This is a genomic window from Flavobacterium chuncheonense, from assembly GCF_042686145.1.
GTDB lineage: Bacteria > Bacteroidota > Bacteroidia > Flavobacteriales > Flavobacteriaceae > Flavobacterium > Flavobacterium chuncheonense.
The window spans coordinates 397,921-418,866 of the sequence record NZ_JBHUPC010000012.1 but is presented as its reverse complement, the minus strand read 5'-3'; the positions used below and the strand labels follow the sequence as shown (position 1 = coordinate 418,866).

Here is a 20,946-nt window from a genome sequence, read left to right as displayed (position 1 = left end):
AATCATAGTCGTTTAAACATTAACCTCTTCCTCCGCGACCTCCACCGCTGCGTCCACCGCCAAATCCTCCGCTTCGGCCTCCTCCAAAACTACCACCGGAACTTCTAGGAGTTGAAAAACTATTGTTGCGGGGTGTACTAGTTCTAGGTGTGCTATTTCTGGGAGTTGAATAATTGTTGTTGCGAGTTCTAGGTTGTGGTGTGTTTAAGTTTCTAGGATTGTTATAAGTGCTTCTAGAACGGTTATTATTTAAATTTCGGTTTAAGTCTACGCGATTTGAATTTCTAACATTATAACGGTTACTATTGTTTCGGTTGCTGGTGTATCGGTTGTTGTAGTAATTTGAGTTTCCTCTAGGACGATTATTGTAAACAACTCGATTTCCATAGCGTCCATATCCACCATAATAATTACCCCAGTATCCATTGTAGTATGGGTTGTAAAAGCCTCCCCAGCCATAGTATCCTCCCCAACCCCAGTTTGGGCCATACCAAGAGTTCCAGCCTAAGCCCCAACCCCAGTTTGCACCATAGTATCCATACCAACCTGAGTAATAAGGGTTATAGAAGCCCCATCCCCAGTTTGGGCCATACCAATTGTTCCATCCCCAGTAATTATCGTAATAGTTTACCGTTACAGCACTACTGTTGCTTCCCCAACCAGCATAGCGGTTGTTTTCGTAATTATTATTGTAAACGGTCACTACGCTGTCATTTTCTTCAGAAGTATATTGGTCTACATCGGTAAAATAGGTGTAGTCATCCTGCATATTTCTGAATTCTTGAGCATATCGATTGGAACCTTGGTTGCTTTGTTGGTCAACTTTGCTGTATTGGTTTCGATTGTCACCATAAATACCATCATTATCATAATAAGATGCATTTTGATAAGAGCTACAGGAAGTGATAAGTATGCCTAGTGTTCCTATTAAGGAAAACACGTGTATTTTTTTCAAAAAAGGTAGATAAGTCTTCATAACGCTTTTTTTTATTGTTGGACATTACAAAAATAGTTAGTTTTGTCAAACTATTTAGTTAAAATAAATGTAAACAATTTTTGTGCCAAAACCTTTATAATGAGCAAGAACTTAACAAAGAGAGAAGAAGATTATTCAAAATGGTATAACGAGTTGGTGGTGAAAGCCGACTTAGCCGAAAATTCAGGTGTAAGAGGCTGTATGGTAATCAAACCGTATGGTTATGCAATCTGGGAAAAAATGCAAGCAGAACTTGATCGAAAGTTTAAAGAAACGGGTCATAGTAATGCGTATTTTCCTCTTTTTGTGCCTAAAAGTATGTTTGAAGCGGAAGAGAAGAATGCAGAAGGTTTTGCAAAAGAATGTGCAATCGTTACCCATTATCGTTTAAAAACAGACGAGGAGAATAAAGGAAAGTTGATTGTAGATCCTAATGCTAAGCTTGAGGAAGAGCTTATTGTGCGTCCTACTAGTGAAGCTATTATTTGGAGTACTTATAAAGGATGGGTGCAATCGTATCGTGATTTACCCTTGTTGATCAACCAATGGGCAAATGTTGTGCGTTGGGAAATGCGTACGCGTTTGTTTTTACGTACCGCCGAATTTTTATGGCAAGAAGGACATACGGCTCATGCTACAAAAGGAGAAGCATTGGAAGAGTCAGTAAAAATGATGAATGTATATGCTGATTTTGTCCAAAACTTTATGGCAATACCGGTAGTGAAAGGGGTAAAAACGGAAACAGAGCGTTTTGCTGGTGCTGAAGAAACATATTGTATCGAAGCTTTGATGCAAGATGGTAAAGCTTTGCAGGCGGGTACATCTCACTTCTTAGGACAAAACTTTGCTAAAGCGTTTGATGTGAAGTTTGCTAATAAAGAAGGAAAACAAGAACACGTTTGGGGAACTTCATGGGGGGTTTCCACACGTTTGATGGGGGCTTTGGTGATGACACATTCTGATGATAATGGTTTGGTGTTACCTCCAAACTTAGCACCAATACAAGTGGTGATTGTGCCTATTCATAAAACAGATGAGCAATTGGATGCTATTGCAGATCAAGTGGATGAATTAGTGAAAGAATTACGCGGAATGAATATTTCAGTTAAGTTTGATCACAGAACTACGCACAAACCAGGATTTAAGTTTGCAGAATGGGAATTGAAAGGAGTGCCTGTACGTTTAGCAATAGGTCCAAAAGATTTAGAAAATGGAACGTATGAGGTGGCACGTCGTGATACTTTAACAAAAGAAGTAGTTTCTAAAGATGGGATAACAACTTATATTCAAAATTTATTAGCGACAATTCAACAAGATATGTTCAATAGAGCGGTTGATTACAGAACGGAACATACTACGGAAGTAAATAATTTTGAGGAATTTAAGGATGTTTTGGAGAATAAAGGAGGCTTTGTTTCAGCACATTGGGATGGAACTGCAGAAACCGAAGAGAAGATAAAAGAATTGACAAAAGCAACCATTCGCTGTATCGCTTTAGACCGTACTGAAGAGGCGGGAAGCTGTGTGTTTACTGGTGCTCCGTCAAAAGGAAGAGTGCTTTTTGCTAAGGCATATTAAAAAAATAAAAAAAAGTTTGTCTAGCTATTGCAGAAATAAGAAATAGGTGTATCTTTGCACCGCATTAGAGAAATGAAGATGCTCTTAGTGAAACAGACGGTCCGTTCGTCTAGGGGTTAGGACGCCAGGTTTTCATCCTGGTAACACGGGTTCGATTCCCGTACGGACTACAAAAGTTTCTTGGCCCGTTCGTCTATCGGTTAGGACGCCAGGTTTTCATCCTGGTAAGAGGGGTTCGATTCCCCTACGGGCTACTTTAAAATATTTCTCTCTGGCCCGTTCGTCTATCGGTTAGGACGCCAGGTTTTCATCCTGGTAAGAGGGGTTCGATTCCCCTACGGGCTACAAATTAGTTGTGAATAAGTTTTATAAAATAATACTTTAGTGTCTCAAAGTGTTATTTTATTGGTTAAAACCAAAGTGATTGCTTAAGTGATTGTGGGAGGTTTTTCTTTTTTAACTAGTATTTATAATAATTATTACAATTAAAAAAAGAACAAGATGGCAAATCATAAATCTGCTTTAAAGAGAATTAGAAGTAACGAGAAAAAAAGAGTGTTAAATAGATACCAACACAAAACTACTCGTAACGCGATCAAAGCTATTCGTTTAGCTACTGATAAAGCTGAAGCTTCTGCTAAATTAGCTACAGTTATTTCTATGATTGATAAATTAGCTAAGAAGAATATTATTCATTCGAATAAAGCTTCTAACTTAAAATCAAAGTTAACAAGACACGTTGCTAGTTTATAATAACTAAGAACATATAATATTTAAAAAGCTCTCATTTTGAGAGCTTTTTTATTTTAATAAAACATTAAATTTAATTGCTAAAGTGTTGATTGCTATTGTTTTTATATAAAAATAAAGCGTACCTTTGCAACTTCAAAAAAAATAGTTAAATGACATCTATTAGAAACATCGCAATTATTGCTCACGTTGACCACGGTAAGACTACATTGGTTGACAAAATTATGTATCACTGTCAATTATTTCGTGAAAACGAAAATACAGGTGATTTAATCCTTGACAACAATGACTTGGAGCGTGAAAGAGGTATTACTATTACTTCAAAGAACGTTTCTGTGGTTTACAAAGGAACAAAGATTAACATTATCGATACTCCTGGTCACGCCGATTTCGGAGGGGAAGTAGAACGTGTATTAAACATGGCTGATGGTGTTTGTTTGTTAGTAGATGCATTTGAAGGACCAATGCCTCAAACGCGTTTCGTATTGCAAAAAGCTATTGATTTAGGTTTAAAACCATGCGTGGTTATCAATAAAGTAGATAAAGAAAACTGTACGCCAGAAGAAGTTCATGAAAAAGTATTCGACTTAATGTTCGAATTAGGTGCTACAGAAGCACAATTAGACTTCCCAGCAGTTTACGGTTCAGCTAAGAATAACTGGATGTCTGATGATTGGAGAAACCAAACTGAAAATATTGAGCCTTTATTGGATATGGTATTGGAAAACGTTCCTGCACCAAAAGTATCTGAAGGTACCCCTCAAATGTTAATTACTTCTTTAGACTTCTCTTCTTTTACTGGTCGTATCGCTATCGGTCGTTTAGAAAGAGGTGTTTTGAGAGAAGGTATGCCAATTTCTTTGGTAAAAAGAGATGGTAAAATAATCAAATCTAGAATTAAAGAATTACATACTTTTGAAGGTTTAGGTCGTAAAAAAGTAGAAGAGGTAATTGCAGGAGATATTTGTGCTGTTGTAGGAGTTGAAGGTTTTGAAATTGGTGATACTATTGCTGATTTTGAAAATCCTGAAGCATTAGCTTCAATTGCAATTGATGAGCCAACAATGAGTATGTTGTTTACTATCAACGATTCACCTTTCTTTGGTAAAGAGGGTAAATTTGTTACATCTAGACACATTCGTGAAAGATTGACAAAAGAATTAGAGAAAAACTTGGCAATGCGTGTTGCAGATACTGATTCTGCTGATAAATTCATGGTTTTCGGTCGTGGTGTATTACACTTATCGGTACTTATTGAAACAATGAGAAGAGAAGGATATGAGTTACAAATTGGTCAGCCACAAGTTATTATTAAAGAAATTGATGGTGTGAAATGTGAGCCAATCGAGGAGTTAACAATTGACTTACCAGAAAATCTTTCAGGTAGAGCTGTTGAGTTTGTATCGGTACGTAAAGGAGAAATGCTTTCTATGGAAGGTAAAGGTGAAAGAATGATTGTGAAATTTAATATTCCATCACGTGGAATCATTGGATTACGTAACCAATTGTTAACGGCTACCGCTGGGGAAGCTATTATGGCACACCGTTTTATTGGATACGAACCATTCAAAGGTGAAATTCCTGGAAGAAATAGCGGTTCTTTAATCTCTATGGAAAATGGTAAAGCAATTCCTTATTCAATTGATAAATTACAAGATAGAGGTAGATTCTTTGTTGATCCAAATGAAGATATTTACGAAGGTCAGGTAATTGGTGAGAATACTCGTAGTGATGATATGGTTATCAATGTAACGAAAACTAAAAAATTATCAAACGTACGTTCTTCTGGAGCGGATGATAAAGCGAGAATTATTCCTGCAATAAAATTCTCTCTTGAAGAAGCTTTAGAGTACATTCAAAAAGATGAATATGTAGAGGTGACACCAAAGTCGTTACGTTTGCGTAAAATTTATTTGAATGAAAACGATAGAAAACGTTTTAAAATGTAAATAAACTTAAATCCCGATTTTTATATCGGGATTTTTTATATTAAACTGATATATGGAAATAAAATTAAAATACGGAATTGACAAACTTCTTTTTGGAATGAAACAAAAGGATGTTGAAGCACTTTACGGAAAGCCAAATGCTCAGTATGAGGATGAGGAAGATAATATTGTTTATGTTTACAACGAACATAAAATGCGTTTAACCTTTTACGATGAAGAGGAAATGCGTTTGGGGTATATAACGTCTACTAATCCAAATTTAGAGCTGTTTGGTACTACTATTATTGGTAAACCATGGGTTGAAGTAAAGGCTTTGTTACAAGACAATAAATTGACGAAATTTGATACGGAAGTAGTTGACGGCACTGAAAATTACTTTTTTGAGGAGAATTGGCTGTTTGTGAATGTTGATTACACTGAAGTTTTCAAAATAGAAATTGGTGCTATTTTCACGGATGATGATGAATTCGATTGGAAATTTAAAGCATAAAAAAAGGCTCTCAATTTGAGAGCCTTTTTTTATTTTTCTAATAATTCAACTTCAAAAATTAAATTGGCATTAGGTGGGATTGTGTTCCCAGCACCTTTTTCACCATACGCTAGTTTTGAAGGAATAAAGATTAAAGCTTTATCACCAAAACTTAATTGGTCAAGTCCTTCTGCAAAACCTGGAATAAAACGGTGTTTTCCAATTGTTGAAGGAAGTGGTGTATATCCATTTGCTTTTGCTCTTTGCTCGTTGAATGTACCATATGTTTTGGCCACTTCAGGGTCGCTAGTATCAAATAATTTACCATCTTCAAAATAACCTGAATATTTTACCTTAACTGCTGTGCCTGCCTCAGGTTTTATACCAGTTCCTTTTTCTACAATAGTATATTCAAGACCCGATTCTAGTTTAATGCTGTTTGCTTTTTGAGCATTCATAGTTGCTGCTTGACTAGCATATACAGCGGCTAATTTAGCTTCTAATTCTGCTTTTTTCTTAGCTTCTAATTCTGCTTTAGCTTTTTGCTTTTCTTGTTGAATTTTGCTAATATTTTTGCGCGCTTCTTCGTTTAAAGTAGTAATTCTTTTATTTTCTTCTTCTTTATTTTTGAAGTAGTTTTCAAAAATTTTTGCAGCTTTGAATTTTTTAGCTTCTTTTCCGTTGCGAATAATCGTAACCGTTTCGATAATGTCATTTTGTTGAATAGCATCAACAACGTCTTGTCCTTCTACTACATGTCCAAAAACAGTGTGTTTTCCGTCTAACCATGCCGTTTCAACGTGTGTAATGAAAAACTGGCTACCATTAGTTCCAGGACCTGCATTTGCCATCGATAAAACTCCTGGGCCTTCGTGTAATAAGTCGGTAATTTCATCTGTAAATTTATAGCCTGGATCACCAGCACCTGTTCCTTGTGGATCACCACCTTGAATCATGAAGTTTGGAATTACACGGTGAAATTTTAATCCATCATAAAAACGTTTTCCTTTTAATTCGTCTTTTACAAATTCATTTTCACCTTCAGCAAGGCTTACGAAATTGGCAACTGTAATAGGAGTCTTTTGGAATTCTAATTCAAGAAGAATAGTGCCTTTTGATGTTTTCATTTCAGCAAAGAGTCCTTCTTTTTTATCCTTTTTCTGTGAAAAACTTAAAGTAACAAATAAAGTTACTATGAGTGTTGCAATAGATTTAATATTCATGAGTTTATTCTTGAGTTGGCATTTCTTTTAACATTTCAATTTCAAAAACAATATTTGAATTTGGTGGAATTACATGACCAGCACCTTGTGCACCGTAACCTAAAATAGATGGAATGTAAACAACTGCTTTATCGCCATACGACATATTGTCTAATGCTTCAATAAAACCTGGTATTAAACCTTGTTTTTTTCCATATGGAAAAGGGAAGGGCTGATACGCATTTGCTGCTGCTTTGTTTCGGTCTAATTTTCCGAATTCTTCCGCGATTTTCTCGTAACTTGTATCAAAAAGCTCTCCATTTTCAAGATAGCCTGCATAGTTGATGTAAACTTCAGTTTCTTTTTTAGGTTTTTCCCCATTTCCTTTTTCAAGGATTTGATAAATTAAACCTGTTTTTGATTTAGTTCCAGAAGCTTTTAACGCTTCAATCTGTGCTTGTTTGTCTAGTCTTGTTTTTTCTGCTTTTTCAGCTAGTAGTTTTTGCTCTTTTGCAGCATTTTCATAATACTCTTTGAAAATTTTAACGGCATCAAATTTTTTAGCATCTTTTCCTTTTCTGATGATGGTTACTTTTTGAATAACATCGTCTTGTGCAATAGAATCAACTATAGGCATACCTTCCACAACTTGTCCAAATACACTGTGCATATTGTCTAACCATGGTGTTTCTTTATGCGTAATAAAAAATTGGCTACCATTTGTACCAGGACCAGCATTGGCCATTGATAAAACCCCTGCTTTGTCATGCTTTAAGTCTGGGTGAAACTCATCGGTAAATTTATAACCAGGACCACCTGATCCGTCACCAAGAGGATCTCCACCTTGAATCATGAAATCTGCAATTACACGGTGAAATTTAAGACCATCATAAAATGGTTTGTCTTTGAATTGGCTCTCCACAAATGGATTTTTACCTTCTGCTAAGGATACAAAGTTGGCTACAGTATTAGGAACTTTATCAAAATGCAATTTTAAAATGATGTCTCCTTTACTGGTTTTAATATCGGCGTATAGTCCGTCTTCTAAATTATCGTGTTCCTTTTTACAAGAGAACAATGCGGTTAATGTAAGTAGGCTTAAAAATAGATTTTTTAGTTTTCTCATACTTTGAATTAGTTAGTTTTAGTAGTATCGGGTTGAATATCTCTTAATATTACAGTGCAAATTAACGGTTCGTTTGTAGAAATACGCTCGTCATCACCATGGTAACCAAATGCCATGTGCGATGGGAATAGGAAAGTTACCGTTTCCCCTTTTTTCATAAGCTTAATTCCATCTCGAAGCCCCATTAAAATATTTTGTTTGTCTACATAATATTCTTGAGGTTTTAATTCTTCTTTGGAATAAATGATTTTATTGGTTAAGTCTTTGATTTCGTAGTCAAAAAAGGCGATATCACCTCTAACAGGAGTTGGAGTACTTTCTTCTACTTTGGTTTCGTATTTATACCAATAACCTTTTGTTGATGCAATATAGTTTTTCAAGGAATCTTTTTCAATAACATCATTAATTAAGCGCTCTTCGTTAGCAATTAATTTTTTATTGCGTTCAATGGATTCGTTTATAAAATTACCGTTTGTTTGGGAAACGGGTTTTCTGGCTTGTTGTTTAGAACAACTTACTAGCAACAATGATAGCGCCAATATGTGGAGTACAGATTTCATAATTAGTTATTTTCTTGCGCTAAAATAGCAATAAATTGATTGATAGTTTCTTGTAAGCTTGAAAAAGATTTACCGCCAGCAGCATTGATATGTCCACCACCATTAAAGTGGGTACGTGCAAATTGATTGACATCAAAATCCCCTTGTGAACGGAACGATATTTTTACAATACCTTCTTCTTTGTTTTCAATAAAAATAGCGGTTACATGCACACCTTTAATAGTTAAACCATAATTAACAATACCTTCAGTATCACCTTTTTCATAATGGAACGTATCCAAATCTTCTTGCGATAGCGCAATATAAGAAGCATTGTATTCTGGTAAAATCTTTAAGTTTTGCAAAGCCCTGCCTAATAATTGTAAACGATTATAAGACGAGTTATCGTATAAAAGGTTGTAAATTTCGCTATTGTTGACACCGCGCTCAATTAATTCTGCTACACAACGGTGGGTTTCAGGTGTAGTCTTTGGAAAGCGGAATCCTCCTGTATCGGTTAAAATACCCGTATAAATACAAGTAGCAACATCTTTATTGATAAGATGATTGTACCCCAAAGCATTGATAAAATCATAGACCATTTCACAAGTAGAACCATAGTTTACATCGGAAAAGGTGTATTTTGCATAAGGATCAGGCAATTGGTGGTGGTCAATCATGATCATTGGAACGGTTAATTGCTCCAAAGTTTTTTGCATGATTTCCCCCGTACGATGTAAAGCATTAAAATCCAAAGTGAAAATTAAATCACTATTTTCTAAAATCGGAATGGCCTTTTCTGATTCACGTTCAAATGCAATTGCAGCATCAGCTTTTGGTAACCAAGCTAAGAAATTTGGATGTTCGTTTGGCGTTATACAAGTTATAGTATGCCCCAATTGTTCCAATGCATGTTGAACAGCCAATGAAGACCCCATGGCATCGCCATCGGGATTTCGGTGACATACAATACTGATATTTTTTGGAGATTCTAAGAAAAGTTTTAATTCGTTGATTTCTGGAATTGATAGCATATTATTTGGATAAATAGATTCCTAGCCCTACACATAGGATACCAATTATAATTGATAATCCTAAGTACAATAAGGTAGTACTATAATTATGGGTTTGTAATAAATTGTAATTTTCTAATCCGAAAGCGGAAAATGTGGTAAAACCTCCACAAAAGCCCGTTATCAATAAGAGCTTAAGAGTTTGATGATCAGTTTGGTTTTTTTGAAAATACCCGAATAATAACCCAATGCACAAACAACCTATTATATTGACTAAAAAAGTAGCATAATAGAGTTTTGAAGGCCATATTTTAGTAACACTTACGTTGGCAAGGTATCGTAATGCACTACCTAATCCACCACCTAGCGCTACTAAAAGAAGATTTTTAATCATAGGGTTAACGTATTAAAGTAAAATGGTTTTTGATAACTCTTCCATTGGGTAACTCCAAAACAAACCAATAATCCGAAGATGGAAGTTTTGTTCCATTAAAAGTACCATCCCAACCGCTTTCATTTTTACCGATTTGCTTGAGTAATTTTCCGTACCGATCAAAGATATAAATTTTACTGTTTTCTAGACCGCTTTTCTTCAAATTTGAAATGTTCCATATGTCATGATGCCCATCATCATTTGGGGAGAAAAATTTAGGATAATCCAAAATATAAAATGTGCTTTCAACCACACCACAACCGTTTTTATCTTTTACGTATGCCGTATAACTACCAGGATTTAATCCATCAAAGTATGGTGTGTCTTGGTAATGAACACCATCAAGTGAATATTCATAATCGCCGCTACCAGTTGCAATGATGGTGACGGAATTATTGTCACTAAAATCATTAATGGTAATTTTTTGTAGGGTTGCAGCATCCGAGCTGATTACAGTAAAGGTTTTTACTTTGGAACATCCGTCAGCATTGGTTAAGGTTACACTATAATTTCCAGGCTGTGCAACCGAAATAGAAGCCGTTGTTTGTACTGGATTGGTATTCCAAGAATAAGCTGTAAAATTATTGCCAGCAGTTAAAATAACTGGTGCATTGTTGCACGTTTTTACAATTGCATCGCTATAATCCTCATCAAAAGTATTCACCGATAAAGTGATGGGGAAATTATAGCAATCGGCTTCCAATATTCCAGCATAAACTATTTGTGCGTAAGCGTTAGTATTGGAAAAAGGAAATGCAATTGGAGTTGTATGTTGTGAATCTATAAAATAGGTGAGGGTATAATTATTAGGAATATTCAATTGATTGGCAATAGTATCAAAATCATTTGGAGTGAACACAGTCAAACCATCTTGCACAGCATCTTCGTCACATTTTGTATAAGATGCGGTAAGAGTTCCCAAATCTTCTGTAAATTCTAGTGCAATTGAAGTAACAGCAGGCGTACAATTTCCTAATGTTATAGCAACAGTGTAATTCCCGTTTTGCGATGTAGTATAGGGAGGTGTAAACAAAAGGGTTGGGTTCGTTGCTCCTGGTATATCTTGATTGTTGAATTGCCATTGATAGCTCGTGGCTCCGGTTGTGGTAGCATCTAAAACAAAATTTTCATCGTAACAAATAGGGTTGTTATCGGCAAAAGTTCTGTCTTCTCCTAAGTCAACTCCCAAGTTGAAACTGCCACCTTTTAAAAATATGGCGGAGTCATATCGGTAATTGCCTTCATCAGCAATGACTAATTTTATATGATAGGTTGTTCCTGGAGTAACATTAGTTTGTGCAGTCAATACTTTGGTTTGACCGTTATAATTGGTAGGGTGATTGGAACCGTTGAAAGCATCAAAATACTGTTCGTTTTGAGGGCCACACCCACCTGGAATATTAGGGTGTACAGTAGTAACTTTAACTGGTATGTTGGTATTCGGAATTAAAGCTAAGTTTTGATAAGTCGTAGCCCCAACTTCTTTCAATAGAAAAGCAAAACCGTCTGAATAGGTACAAGTTGCAGTGCCGTGATATTCTTCGGATGCAAAAATATAATCAAACTGTATATGATTGCCTAGTGGTACAAAGTCAAATTCTAAAATGGTAGCATTTAGAGAATTGGAAATATTTAACGCTTGATCCAAATCGTTATCGCCACTCCAGCCCATACCACCGCCATCATCAGAAATGTAAGTATTCGGACCAGGCGCATTATTAATCTTTCCGGTGCTTAAAATAATCCCATTTTGAAAAGGAAAGTTAGTACCATTGCCGTCAAAATAGCCGAATGATTTTGCTCCTGAAGCGAAGTTACCCCCAGAAGCGGTAATATTGGTTACCGATACACAACTGCTGTTTAAAAGTACATTTTCAACTAGCTCCTGAGCGGTGTAATTTTCGCCAACTGTAATGTATTGTGCTTTAATGTGATTACAGTAAAGCAACATTACAAAAATGAAGTGAAATAGCCGTTTTTGCATAACAGCACAAAGATACTATAAATCTCTTCTTTTAAGAATCCAATAGGATGTTAAGATAAAGATAAATGTCCACACAATCACGATGATAGCATCTGAAAAATGAACACTGTAATCTTTTACATTTTCAATACCTACTTGATCGCCTATTGTTTTTACAAAGTTCAAACGCGTAATGGGCTCCACAATTAAATTCGACATAGCTTCAAGCGGCAAAAAGCTGTAAATCGTATCAATAAAAGAAGCACTTTCTTTGGTTTGGCCTAAGATACCAAACTTTAAAATGGCAAAAGAGATGTTTTCAAACATGTACCAAAAGAATAAAAAACCCAGTGCAAAAGCCGAACGTTTGATTAATACACCCAAGAATAAACAGAAAGAAAAGAAACAACTCAACTTTAAAAAGTAAGCCAAAAGGTATTCCAATTCGGAGAAGACAATACTCGTTTCGGTAAAAGACGAATAGCTGTAACCCAAAATAAGGGTAACTACAAATACAAATAGTGTGGAAATAAGTGCAAAGCTAATAACGGTAAGAAACTTGCTTAAAACCACTTCTTTCTTACTCAATCCATCGATGAGGTTTTGTTTGAGTGTGCCATACGTGTATTCGTTTGCCATCATGGAAACAATTACTACGGCAAGGAAAATTTTGAAATAATCGGCAACATAGGTATTAAAATGCCAGATGTAAGGAAAATTGAAAATTCCTTGATCGGCTATGTTAATGTGAATAGGACCAATGTCAAAATTAATGTTACTGATTAAAAAAAGTAAAAATAGGAGCGAAAAATAGATAATAATTAAAACTTTGCTGGCTCTATTTTTAAATAATTTTTGGAACTCTATCGAAAGTAAACGTTTCATAATGTTAGTGGTTGTTGGTTAATTGTAAAAACTGCTCTTCTAAACTGAGTTTTCGTTTAACCAAATGACTCAAGACAATTTGGTGGTGGAACAAATACTGATTTAATGCTTCAGCCGGAAGAGGCTCTTTTAGGTAAACCAATAATTTTTGATCCACAATTTCGGTTTTTTCTACTGCTGTATGCGATTGTACGACTTCTTGCAATTGCCCCATATTGTTAGCTTGTATTTCAAAGAACCCTTCATTGGATAGCATGCCGTCAACCGAACCTTGGTACAACATTTCGCCTTTTCGCAAAACCACTACATGAGTACATACTTTTTCCACTTCATCCAGTAGGTGAGAAGCAAGTAAAATGGTAGTGCCTTGTACGGCAATAATTTTGATTAAATCGCGAATTTGTCGAATTCCCTGTGGGTCTAAACCGTTTGTAGGTTCATCCAAAATTAAAATTTCGGGATCATTTAAAAGGGCAGAGGCAATAGCCAATCGCTGCTTCATACCCAAGGAATACGTTCGGAATTTATCTTTTTTGCGCTCCAACAAACCGACCAATTCCAACTTTTCAGCAACTTTTGCAAAGGGGATGTTTTTAATTTTACATACCAATTGCAAGTTTTCTTCTGCCGTCATGTACGGATAAAAGTTAGGACGTTCAATAATAGCGCCTACTTTTTTAAGGGCATCATGGGTTTGTATAGCCCCATCAAACCATTTGTAATGACCGGAAGTTTTGTTGACAACATTCAGTACAATGCCCAGTGTAGTTGACTTTCCAGAACCATTAGGACCCAAAATTCCGTAGACATTGCCTTTGTGAATTTCAAAGGATAAGTTTTTAACCGCATGTACACGCTTGTTGTAAACCTTGTTTAGGTTTTGAATGGTAAGAATTTTTTCCAAAATAATTGCGTTTTACTACAAGACGGAAAAAAGACGAATTTGTTACAGGATAGTAAATTAAATGGATTATAGGTTAAGGTGGAACGGGGTAAGGAATCGTTTTAATTTTTCTTTTTTAAAATTGAAATTATTTCACATGGTAAAATATTTTCTGAACTTAAAATTAGATTTCTATAATACTCCGAATCTAATAAAATTTTATTTGAAGGTTCAAATTCATCTAACATTTCTATAGTATCAATCGCATTTTTATCATTTAATTCAAAGGCTTTAACTAAAAAATAATAAGCAAGTTCTTCTTTATAAAAATCCTTTTCAAAATCTCCGTAAGACAATAAGTAATAAATATCATAGTATGCTCTAGTATATGAATATTTCTCAATCATTTTAATTGATATACATATAAAATCATTGTAATGTCCAGAACTAACATAATCTCTAAATATTTTTTTATAAGAAACAGTATCTCCCTCTTCAATGGATAAATTTATGAGTTTATTCATTAATTCCTTTTTATCAAAGTCTGAAGTTACTTCTAACGATTCTTCATTTTTTTGTAAAATAATTTTATCTTCTTCTCTATGTTTACATGAAAAGATTATAACTAAAAGTGAAATTGAAACAACTTTTTTCATTGCTTAAAATTAGGATTATTTGCATTTTGAAATTGAATGTAAGAATCGTAATTTATCTTTTTGTCACCTTTGTAAAATATCATTATTATTTAGTTATTTCCAATAAAATAAGTGTACGAATCCACACGAAAGTCAATTAAAAATAAAACTTAAAACCCTTCAAATACTCCCAAACCAAATAAGGCGAAATCATATTGTACAGGATCACTAGGGTCTAGTTTTCGTAAATTTTGGTCTAATTCCGCTAAGGCTTTGGCATCGTTTTGTTTGCGGGTCAATAGGTTCAATTTTCGGGCTACATTTCCAGAGTGTACATCTAACGGACAAGAGAGTGCGCACATTGGAATGGTATTCCAAATGCCTAAGTCGACACCTTTATTGTCGTTACGAACCATCCAGCGCAAATACATATTAAGGCGTTTGGCAGCGGAATTGTTCAGCGGATCGGAGATGTGTTTGGTACTGCGCGGTTGGTGTTCGATTTCAAAAAAGACCTTTTTAAATTCGGAAATGCTTTTTTGCATGGAATCGGGTGTAGCATTTTTGGAAAAAACGGCTTCTAAACCTTCGTGCTTGGTATAAATGTTTTGCAATGCTTTTATAAAAGTAAAAGCATCAATGCTGTTGAACGTGCGGTGGACAAAATTTTCCAATCGTACTAAATCCTCCTCCGAATGCTCCATGACGAAATCAAAAGGGGAGTTGCCCATAATGTGCATCAATTTCGTAGCATTGTTGATGATCATTTTGCGATTGCCCCAAGCAATAGTGGCGGCAAGGAAACCCGAAATTTCAATATCTTCTTTTAATGAAAATTGATGTGGTATTTGTATAGGATCACTTTCAATAAAATTAGGATGATTATAAAGGGCTACTTTTTCATCGAGAAATTCTTTTAATTCCGACTGTTTCATGCATGATCCATTATACTACCATCAACCATTACCAATTTGCGATCAGCCATATTGGCCAACTCTTCATTGTGGGTAACGATTACAAAAGTTTGCCCAAACTCATCGCGAAGTTTAAAAAACAATTGGTGCAAATTATCAGCAGAAACAGTATCCAAGTTTCCAGAAGGTTCATCGGCAAAAATTACAGCCGGTTTGTTGATTAAAGCACGAGCAACGGCAACACGTTGTTGTTCACCTCCCGATAATTCGCCAGGTTTATGATTAATGCGGTGCGAAAGGCCAAGGTATTCCAAAAGCTTTTTGGCTTCAACTTCCACTTCGTTTTTATTTCGATTGGCAATAAACGCAGGAATGCACACATTTTCCAAAGCCGTAAATTCCGGTAAGAGTTGGTGAAATTGAAAGATAAACCCAAGGTGTAAATTTCGAAATTTCGACATACTCTTATCGTTCATCCCCAGTATGTTTTCGTTGTTAATGGTCAATTGGGTACCATTTTCAACAGTAGGTTTGTCCAAAGTGCCCAAAATTTGCAGTAAGGTGGTTTTTCCAGCTCCTGAAGCTCCAACAATAGCTACGATTTCACCTTTTTTTATGTGTAAATCAACACCTTTTAATACGTGTAAATCGGCATAGTACTTGTGTAAATTGGTAGCGTTTATCATAATCTTAATTTGTACAAAGAAACAAAGTTTTTTTGTTATAATTACCTTAAATGTTAGTTAAACAACATCCATTTATCTTTGTACTTCGTAAATTAGTGGTAGTAAAAAAGGCATGATGATGAAAGCAATTATTATACTATCTTTATTTTTCTTTAGTTCCTGTGAATCGCAGGTAAAGAAATTTGAATCGAAACCATTTAAAGAACCTATAAAAGTAAATATGGAAGCAAACAGAGAGGTGGCTACTTTTGCTGGTGGCTGTTTTTGGTGTACGGAAGCTATTTTTTTAGAAGTCAAAGGAGTTGAATCGGTAACATCAGGTTATATAGGTGGGACAATTCCAAATCCTACGTATAAAGAAGTCTGCACGGGTACTACCGGACATGCCGAAGGAATTCAAATTGTATACAATCCGCAAGAAGTACAATACGAAGATTTGCTGGAGATTTTCTTTGGTACGCACGACCCAGCAACTTTAAACCGCCAAGGTGCTGATGTGGGGACGCAATATCGCAGTGAAATTTTTTATTATTCGGCAGATCAAAAGGATAAAGCTGAAAATTACATCCAGCTAATTGAAAAGGAGGGGTTGTATGCTAAACCAATAGTAACTCAGGTATCAGCAGCTACAAAGTTTTATCCTGCAGAAGACTATCATCAAAATTATTACAATGAAAATGCTACGCAAGGGTATTGCCAAATGGTTATTGCGCCCAAACTGGAAAAGTTGCGTAAATATTACAAATCCAAACTGAAATAATTTTGGCATTGCATTTGTAACGATTTGAGCAACAACTTTACAAAACGATAAATGAGAAACGAAATACAAACACCTACAGTCCAACAGCAAAAAGCAACGAAAAGAAACAAACTAATTTTGAGTATTTTATTTGATGCTATTGGTATGGTTTCGTATTTGATTCCGGTTGTAGCGGAAACTATTGATGTTGTTTGGGCGCCTATAGCAGGTTTGTTGCTGGTAACCATGTACAAGGGCACAAAAGGGAAAGTGGCCGGAATTATTGGTTTTATTGAGGAAATAATACCAGGTTTGGACTTCATTCCTACTTTTACTTTAACGTGGATTTATACGTATCTGATTAGCAAAGAAAATAACAATTGAAAAAGTGGCTTTTGAGCCACTTTTTTGTTGAGGTATTTCGTGAAATTTTCGTTGGAGAATGTTTCCAATTGACCAAATGGAATTAAATGTTCTTATTCGTATAAATCGGTATAAACTTTACCAGGATAATTGTCATTTTTTTTTTACGGTCATTAACAGCTTTGAATACATCTTCATTGAAATATTTTTAATAGATTTTATTTTTTAAAAAAAAGTTAAATAACTAATATTTAATCTATTATAAAAATTAAAATTACTAAATTTATATAACTTTTCCTGCTTTTAAATCTAAAAGAAGGAAAGTATACTTCCCTCTATCATAAACATTTAACAAATCTATATTTTATGAATTGGATTAAAATTAATGATTATGAAAAAAATAGTAGTATTATGTTTAATTCTTATTTCTATTGATACTAGAGCACAAGAATACATCACCCCCCCCCCCAAAAAAAAATAGCATTACAGCCAAAAATATCCCTGATATGAAGGCAAAAGAATTTGAAAAGATGATTGCAGAAATGGGAGAGGATCCATTCGGTGATAGCTATTATTTATTAGGAATTGATAATCATGAAAATGTAATAATTGTAAAAAACCGGAACGAAATTTTAATTAAAAAACTAGATAGTAATAGTTTTAAGTCTTTCAATAAAAAAATATCGGTAGATGCTAATCAAACTTTTTTAACCAATCAACAAAAAAGTCTTTTTATACGAAAGGAAGGAAGTGAAGAAACCTATAAACTATACATTAATGATTTTGCTCTAGATTCAACATACGCGGCCTATGAGCCAAAAGAAAGGGTTTTTAGTTTCCTTGTAGCAAAAGATAATTCATTTGCATTGGTTTTTGAAATAAATACCCCAACTAATGATGGTACCCTTTATAAACTGTATTTAAATAAAGAAAAGCAAATTGAAAAAATATGTGATTTAGAGGGATTTAATTGGTTGCAACAAATGGATGAAAATAAGGAGTTTGTTTACATTTTAAATTCTAAAAATGCAAATGAAGGTAGATTACTTAAACTTAACTTAAATACCGCTCAAATAGTAAATGTATATAAAGAAGAAATTAATAATAATTGCTATCAAAATTTGAATGCTAACAATTTTAAATTATTTTCAAGTGGTGAAAGAGCATTATATACAAGAACTGGACATAAAGGATTAACAAAAGAATTTATCGCACTTTGGGAAGTAAATACCAAAACAGGTAAAAAAATAAGGTTATCTCCTGAAGTAATGGGAAATGTTAATGAGTTTGACCTTACAGAAGATGAAAATCAAGTTGTATTTGTGGTTGACTTTGCAGGTAAAAGAACTTTATATTCCTTTGACTTACAGTTACGAAAACTAAAAACATTATACGATAAGTTCCCAATACTCAAAAGGAATAAGTCATTTTTGTTGAATAGGAGAACTAAGGAAATATATTTTATAAGCTATAATAATGGCATCATGCAATTAAATGAACTCGATATTATTTCGGGTGAAATATCAACATTAGTACAATCAGAAAAAGCACCAATTGAAGATCAGGTGCTATTAGAAGAATTCATTTTACCAGTTGAGGATAAAACGATAGGGGTTATGCCGGGAATTCCATGTTTCCTTTATTTGCCTAAAGAAACGACAAATACAAAATTACCAGTATTTGTTAATTTTCATGGTGGACCATCGGAACATAGGGAAGCACTTCCTAAGAGTCCTTTATTCAAAGGAACTGCAGATTTGGTAATGAACTACCGTGGATCAACCGGCTATGGCGTGACATATGAAAAAGCCGATGATGGCTTTAACCGCCACAAGCAAATAGATGATTTAAAATACTTATATGAATGGATTAAACAGGACCCTAGATTAGATGAAAATAAAATAATTCTATGCGGTGAAAGTTGGGGAGGGTATATGGTTATGGCAACGATGACGCGATTTCCAGATTTATTTTATGGTGGATTTTCAAAAAATGGAGTCTCTGATTTGACATCCATATCGACCAACGATTATTTAATTGGAACAATGCGCGCAGAAATTGGCGATACAAGTAATCCTGAAATGCTAGAATACCAAATTAAGAATTCCCCCTGTAACTACGGTGGTAAGATAAAAAAAACCATTATTAATAGTACAAGGTAAAGAAGATGTGAGAGTACCTATAGAAAATGCAAAAAAAATGATTCAATCAATAGAAAAAAACCAGGGAAGCGTTAGTTACATATTATTTGGAGGTGGACATCATGCAGGGAGTACAAATGAAGAGGATAGTTACATTAATTCTGCAATGTTGTTTTATTTCATGGGTTTGATTGACAATCAAAAATAATGGTTTTTGATTTCGTAACATACTTGACCAATTTTGTTTATTAAATTTAAGTACTAAAATTTATTGAAATGAATAAATACAATTATTTTACACTATTAGTTCTTTTTCTTTTTACATATTCTTGTAAACAAACTAAATATGAAATTAAAAGCGAAAGTAAATTTATTCAAGTTAAGGGGATTAAAACACATTACTTAGATTTTGGTGGAGATGGTTTACCTATTATTTTAGTGCATTCTGAAGGTTGGGATGCAACAACTTACAAAGATTTTGGTCCCAAGTTAACAAATAATAATAGGGTAATAGCAGTTACCAGACCGGGATATGGAGAATCAGAGATAAGTAGTTACAAAGTCGAAAATCAAGGAGATCACTTGATTGCTTTTGCAGATGTACTAGGAATCGATAAAGCTGTATTTATTGCAAATTCATCAGCATCGAAAGAATTGACATATCTGGCTGAAAACTATCCGAACCGATTGGCGGGAGTAGTGTATTTAAGTGGGCCAGTAGCTCCATGGGGTGATGTTTCACTGGAAGATCCATATAAAGCATTTGAAATGTACGGAAGAGCTAGTCCTGTTGCAAATTCAGAAAAAAATGATAGGGAAACTATAACGCTAGCTAGAATGGAATATCGTCCAAAACATTATGATTCCGATTCCATTCAAATTGACGTTCCTGCTCTTGTTATAGCGGCTAATAATGGTAGAGAAGGTAATGAAAAAGGGGTTGCGGCATTGGTCTTTGTGGGGTCTCCTTTGATGGATGAATTAAGGGAAACGTTTCCACCCTCTTCCCTGAAAAGGCATCTTGACCTTATAGCAAAAGATTCTGTTTACAGAATTACAGAATTAAATAAGATTCAAGACTCAATTGCACGGAATTACTTTTTTAAACTAGCTAGTGATACTAGTTTGCAAAGAAAAGTTCTCGAATTTCATTTGGAAAAAGTTTATCCTGTAACCCTAGAAGCACAAGACAAATTGATGAAGGCCTATGGTCAAAATTTAAAACTCGTTCGATTAGATGTTCCTCAGATAATCGGATATGAGTATAGAGATACCCCCGAACTTATTATTCTTCCAATTAAAAGTTTTTTAAAGGATTTAAATTAAAATTAGCGCCATCATAGGACCACATCTCTGTATAAAATATTTTTTAGGATTCTATTTTACTATCAATAAAATCAGCTATAAAGCCCAGTTTCATTCGGAATAACATCTTTTTTTCAAAATTCCAGAAAAAATGAAATTGCCCAAACAAGGTTCCAATTAGCACTAGAAGGACTTGATACACTGGGAAGATGATGAGTAAACGTAAGGGCCAATAGAGCCAAAGACTAAGATTTTCTTTTGTAATTCCTAAAAAACCAGTAACTGGTTTTGATAAGTAGGCTGCGGTTGAACCTGTAATAGCAAATACAATAAAGATAATTGTAAGTTGCCAATTGCTGTTGATATTCCAGCGGTCTTTTAATTTATTCATAGGGCT

At 34.6% G+C, this 20,946-nt stretch carries 22 protein-coding genes and 3 tRNA genes; 12 read left to right on the top strand and 13 right to left on the bottom strand.

Going from position 1 to position 20,946, the window contains the following annotated elements:
- Window positions 1–19 precede the first annotated feature (19 nt).
- Window positions 20–976: a hypothetical protein gene (locus ACFS5J_RS05825; protein WP_379811117.1), complete on the bottom strand. Its 957-nt coding sequence runs from the start codon at window positions 974–976 to the stop codon at window positions 20–22.
- Between the two features lie 99 nt (window positions 977–1,075).
- Here ACFS5J_RS05825 and proS point away from each other — a divergent pair, with 99 nt between their 5' ends.
- The 7 genes from proS to ACFS5J_RS05790 all read left to right on the top strand — a co-directional run bounded on the left by proS (window position 1,076) and on the right by ACFS5J_RS05790 (window position 5,743).
- Window positions 1,076–2,554: a proline--tRNA ligase gene (gene proS / locus ACFS5J_RS05820; RefSeq protein ID WP_379811116.1), complete on the top strand. Its 1,479-nt coding sequence runs from the start codon at window positions 1,076–1,078 to the stop codon at window positions 2,552–2,554.
- Window positions 2,555–2,652: 98 nt separating this feature from the next.
- Window positions 2,653–2,724 (top strand) — tRNA-Glu (locus ACFS5J_RS05815).
- Window positions 2,725–2,736: 12 nt separating this feature from the next.
- Window positions 2,737–2,808 (top strand) — tRNA-Glu (locus ACFS5J_RS05810).
- 19 nt (window positions 2,809–2,827) lie between these two features.
- Window positions 2,828–2,899 (top strand) — tRNA-Glu (locus ACFS5J_RS05805).
- Between the two features lie 156 nt (window positions 2,900–3,055).
- The gene (rpsT, locus tag ACFS5J_RS05800) at window positions 3,056–3,307 is read left to right on the top strand and encodes a 30S ribosomal protein S20 (RefSeq protein ID WP_379811115.1); all 252 of its coding nucleotides are present in this window, start codon (window positions 3,056–3,058) and stop codon (window positions 3,305–3,307) included.
- A gap of 149 nt (window positions 3,308–3,456) precedes the next feature.
- Window positions 3,457–5,253, top strand: coding sequence for a translational GTPase TypA (typA, locus tag ACFS5J_RS05795; RefSeq protein WP_379811114.1), 1,797 nt, complete (start codon window positions 3,457–3,459; stop codon window positions 5,251–5,253).
- 52 nt (window positions 5,254–5,305) lie between these two features.
- Window positions 5,306–5,743 (top strand): hypothetical protein, encoded by a 438-nt coding sequence (locus ACFS5J_RS05790; protein ID WP_379811113.1) that lies wholly within the window; start codon window positions 5,306–5,308, stop codon window positions 5,741–5,743.
- A gap of 29 nt (window positions 5,744–5,772) precedes the next feature.
- Here the strand turns inward: ACFS5J_RS05790 and ACFS5J_RS05785 are convergent, their stop codons facing one another.
- The 11 genes from ACFS5J_RS05785 to ACFS5J_RS05735 all read right to left on the bottom strand — a co-directional run bounded on the left by ACFS5J_RS05785 (window position 5,773) and on the right by ACFS5J_RS05735 (window position 16,001).
- Entirely contained in the window at window positions 5,773–6,945 is a 1,173-nt protein-coding gene (locus ACFS5J_RS05785) for a peptidylprolyl isomerase (protein ID WP_379811112.1), read from the bottom strand.
- Between the two features lie 4 nt (window positions 6,946–6,949).
- Complete coding sequence (locus ACFS5J_RS05780) at window positions 6,950–8,050, bottom strand: peptidylprolyl isomerase (RefSeq protein WP_379811111.1); 1,101 nt, start codon at window positions 8,048–8,050, stop codon at window positions 6,950–6,952.
- Between the two features lie 8 nt (window positions 8,051–8,058).
- Window positions 8,059–8,610: a gliding motility-associated peptidyl-prolyl isomerase GldI gene (gene gldI / locus ACFS5J_RS05775; RefSeq protein WP_379811110.1), complete on the bottom strand. Its 552-nt coding sequence runs from the start codon at window positions 8,608–8,610 to the stop codon at window positions 8,059–8,061.
- Between the two features lie 2 nt (window positions 8,611–8,612).
- A complete protein-coding gene (locus ACFS5J_RS05770; protein WP_379811109.1) occupies window positions 8,613–9,623 on the bottom strand; it encodes a DHH family phosphoesterase in 1,011 nt (336 codons plus the stop codon).
- A gap of 1 nt (window position 9,624) precedes the next feature.
- Window positions 9,625–9,996, bottom strand: coding sequence for a fluoride efflux transporter CrcB (crcB, locus tag ACFS5J_RS05765; RefSeq protein WP_379811108.1), 372 nt, complete (start codon window positions 9,994–9,996; stop codon window positions 9,625–9,627).
- Window positions 9,997–10,000: 4 nt separating this feature from the next.
- A complete protein-coding gene (locus tag ACFS5J_RS05760; RefSeq protein WP_379811107.1) occupies window positions 10,001–12,019 on the bottom strand; it encodes a T9SS type B sorting domain-containing protein in 2,019 nt (672 codons plus the stop codon).
- A gap of 15 nt (window positions 12,020–12,034) precedes the next feature.
- A complete protein-coding gene (locus tag ACFS5J_RS05755; RefSeq protein ID WP_379811106.1) occupies window positions 12,035–12,883 on the bottom strand; it encodes an ABC transporter permease in 849 nt (282 codons plus the stop codon).
- A gap of 4 nt (window positions 12,884–12,887) precedes the next feature.
- Window positions 12,888–13,787, bottom strand: coding sequence for an ABC transporter ATP-binding protein (locus tag ACFS5J_RS05750; protein WP_379811105.1), 900 nt, complete (start codon window positions 13,785–13,787; stop codon window positions 12,888–12,890).
- 101 nt (window positions 13,788–13,888) lie between these two features.
- Entirely contained in the window at window positions 13,889–14,422 is a 534-nt protein-coding gene (locus ACFS5J_RS05745; RefSeq protein WP_379811104.1) for a hypothetical protein, read from the bottom strand.
- A gap of 149 nt (window positions 14,423–14,571) precedes the next feature.
- Window positions 14,572–15,336 (bottom strand): TIGR02757 family protein, encoded by a 765-nt coding sequence (locus tag ACFS5J_RS05740; protein ID WP_379811103.1) that lies wholly within the window; start codon window positions 15,334–15,336, stop codon window positions 14,572–14,574.
- Window positions 15,333–16,001 (bottom strand): ABC transporter ATP-binding protein, encoded by a 669-nt coding sequence (locus ACFS5J_RS05735; RefSeq protein WP_379811102.1) that lies wholly within the window; start codon window positions 15,999–16,001, stop codon window positions 15,333–15,335. Before ACFS5J_RS05735 ends, ACFS5J_RS05740 begins: the two co-directional genes overlap by 4 nt.
- A gap of 118 nt (window positions 16,002–16,119) precedes the next feature.
- On the opposite strand from ACFS5J_RS05735, the gene msrA reads away from it, so the two are divergent.
- From msrA to ACFS5J_RS05710, 5 genes are all read left to right on the top strand, one after another.
- On the top strand, window positions 16,120–16,761 hold the full coding sequence (msrA, locus tag ACFS5J_RS05730; protein ID WP_379811101.1) for a peptide-methionine (S)-S-oxide reductase MsrA: 642 nt from the start codon (window positions 16,120–16,122) through the stop codon (window positions 16,759–16,761).
- A 51-nt stretch (window positions 16,762–16,812) separates the two neighbouring features.
- Window positions 16,813–17,124 carry a hypothetical protein gene (locus ACFS5J_RS05725; protein ID WP_379811100.1) on the top strand — a complete coding sequence of 104 codons (312 nt, stop codon included), beginning with the start codon at window positions 16,813–16,815 and terminating at the stop codon, window positions 17,122–17,124.
- A 485-nt stretch (window positions 17,125–17,609) separates the two neighbouring features.
- Complete coding sequence (locus ACFS5J_RS05720; protein WP_379811099.1) at window positions 17,610–19,265, top strand: alpha/beta hydrolase family protein; 1,656 nt, start codon at window positions 17,610–17,612, stop codon at window positions 19,263–19,265.
- 7 nt (window positions 19,266–19,272) lie between these two features.
- Window positions 19,273–19,452 carry a hypothetical protein gene (locus ACFS5J_RS05715; protein WP_379811098.1) on the top strand — a complete coding sequence of 60 codons (180 nt, stop codon included), beginning with the start codon at window positions 19,273–19,275 and terminating at the stop codon, window positions 19,450–19,452.
- 68 nt (window positions 19,453–19,520) lie between these two features.
- Entirely contained in the window at window positions 19,521–20,570 is a 1,050-nt protein-coding gene (locus ACFS5J_RS05710) for an alpha/beta fold hydrolase (RefSeq protein ID WP_379811097.1), read from the top strand.
- Between the two features lie 43 nt (window positions 20,571–20,613).
- On the opposite strand, the gene ACFS5J_RS05705 is transcribed toward ACFS5J_RS05710, so the two are convergent.
- The gene (locus tag ACFS5J_RS05705; RefSeq protein ID WP_379811096.1) at window positions 20,614–20,940 is read right to left on the bottom strand and encodes a DUF6787 family protein; all 327 of its coding nucleotides are present in this window, start codon (window positions 20,938–20,940) and stop codon (window positions 20,614–20,616) included.
- Window positions 20,941–20,946 lie beyond the last annotated feature (6 nt).

What these genes read in the sequence shown, in the direction of transcription:
- ACFS5J_RS05825 (WP_379811117.1), bottom strand. Translation starts at nt 976, where the DNA reads ATGAAGACTTATCTACCTTTTTTGAAAAAAATACACGTGTTTTCCTTA.
- proS (WP_379811116.1), top strand. Translation starts at nt 1,076, where the DNA reads ATGAGCAAGAACTTAACAAAGAGAGAAGAAGATTATTCAAAATGGTAT.
- rpsT (WP_379811115.1), top strand. Translation starts at nt 3,056, where the DNA reads ATGGCAAATCATAAATCTGCTTTAAAGAGAATTAGAAGTAACGAGAAA.
- typA (WP_379811114.1), top strand. Translation starts at nt 3,457, where the DNA reads ATGACATCTATTAGAAACATCGCAATTATTGCTCACGTTGACCACGGT.
- ACFS5J_RS05790 (WP_379811113.1), top strand. Translation starts at nt 5,306, where the DNA reads ATGGAAATAAAATTAAAATACGGAATTGACAAACTTCTTTTTGGAATG.
- ACFS5J_RS05785 (WP_379811112.1), bottom strand. Translation starts at nt 6,945, where the DNA reads ATGAATATTAAATCTATTGCAACACTCATAGTAACTTTATTTGTTACT.
- ACFS5J_RS05780 (WP_379811111.1), bottom strand. Translation starts at nt 8,050, where the DNA reads ATGAGAAAACTAAAAAATCTATTTTTAAGCCTACTTACATTAACCGCA.
- gldI (WP_379811110.1), bottom strand. Translation starts at nt 8,610, where the DNA reads ATGAAATCTGTACTCCACATATTGGCGCTATCATTGTTGCTAGTAAGT.
- ACFS5J_RS05770 (WP_379811109.1), bottom strand. Translation starts at nt 9,623, where the DNA reads ATGCTATCAATTCCAGAAATCAACGAATTAAAACTTTTCTTAGAATCT.
- crcB (WP_379811108.1), bottom strand. Translation starts at nt 9,996, where the DNA reads ATGATTAAAAATCTTCTTTTAGTAGCGCTAGGTGGTGGATTAGGTAGT.
- ACFS5J_RS05760 (WP_379811107.1), bottom strand. Translation starts at nt 12,019, where the DNA reads ATGCAAAAACGGCTATTTCACTTCATTTTTGTAATGTTGCTTTACTGT.
- ACFS5J_RS05755 (WP_379811106.1), bottom strand. Translation starts at nt 12,883, where the DNA reads ATGAAACGTTTACTTTCGATAGAGTTCCAAAAATTATTTAAAAATAGA.
- ACFS5J_RS05745 (WP_379811104.1), bottom strand. Translation starts at nt 14,422, where the DNA reads ATGAAAAAAGTTGTTTCAATTTCACTTTTAGTTATAATCTTTTCATGT.
- ACFS5J_RS05740 (WP_379811103.1), bottom strand. Translation starts at nt 15,336, where the DNA reads ATGAAACAGTCGGAATTAAAAGAATTTCTCGATGAAAAAGTAGCCCTT.
- ACFS5J_RS05735 (WP_379811102.1), bottom strand. Translation starts at nt 16,001, where the DNA reads ATGATAAACGCTACCAATTTACACAAGTACTATGCCGATTTACACGTA.
- msrA (WP_379811101.1), top strand. Translation starts at nt 16,120, where the DNA reads ATGAAAGCAATTATTATACTATCTTTATTTTTCTTTAGTTCCTGTGAA.
- ACFS5J_RS05725 (WP_379811100.1), top strand. Translation starts at nt 16,813, where the DNA reads ATGAGAAACGAAATACAAACACCTACAGTCCAACAGCAAAAAGCAACG.
- ACFS5J_RS05720 (WP_379811099.1), top strand. Translation starts at nt 17,610, where the DNA reads ATGAAGGCAAAAGAATTTGAAAAGATGATTGCAGAAATGGGAGAGGAT.
- ACFS5J_RS05710 (WP_379811097.1), top strand. Translation starts at nt 19,521, where the DNA reads ATGAATAAATACAATTATTTTACACTATTAGTTCTTTTTCTTTTTACA.
- ACFS5J_RS05705 (WP_379811096.1), bottom strand. Translation starts at nt 20,940, where the DNA reads ATGAATAAATTAAAAGACCGCTGGAATATCAACAGCAATTGGCAACTT.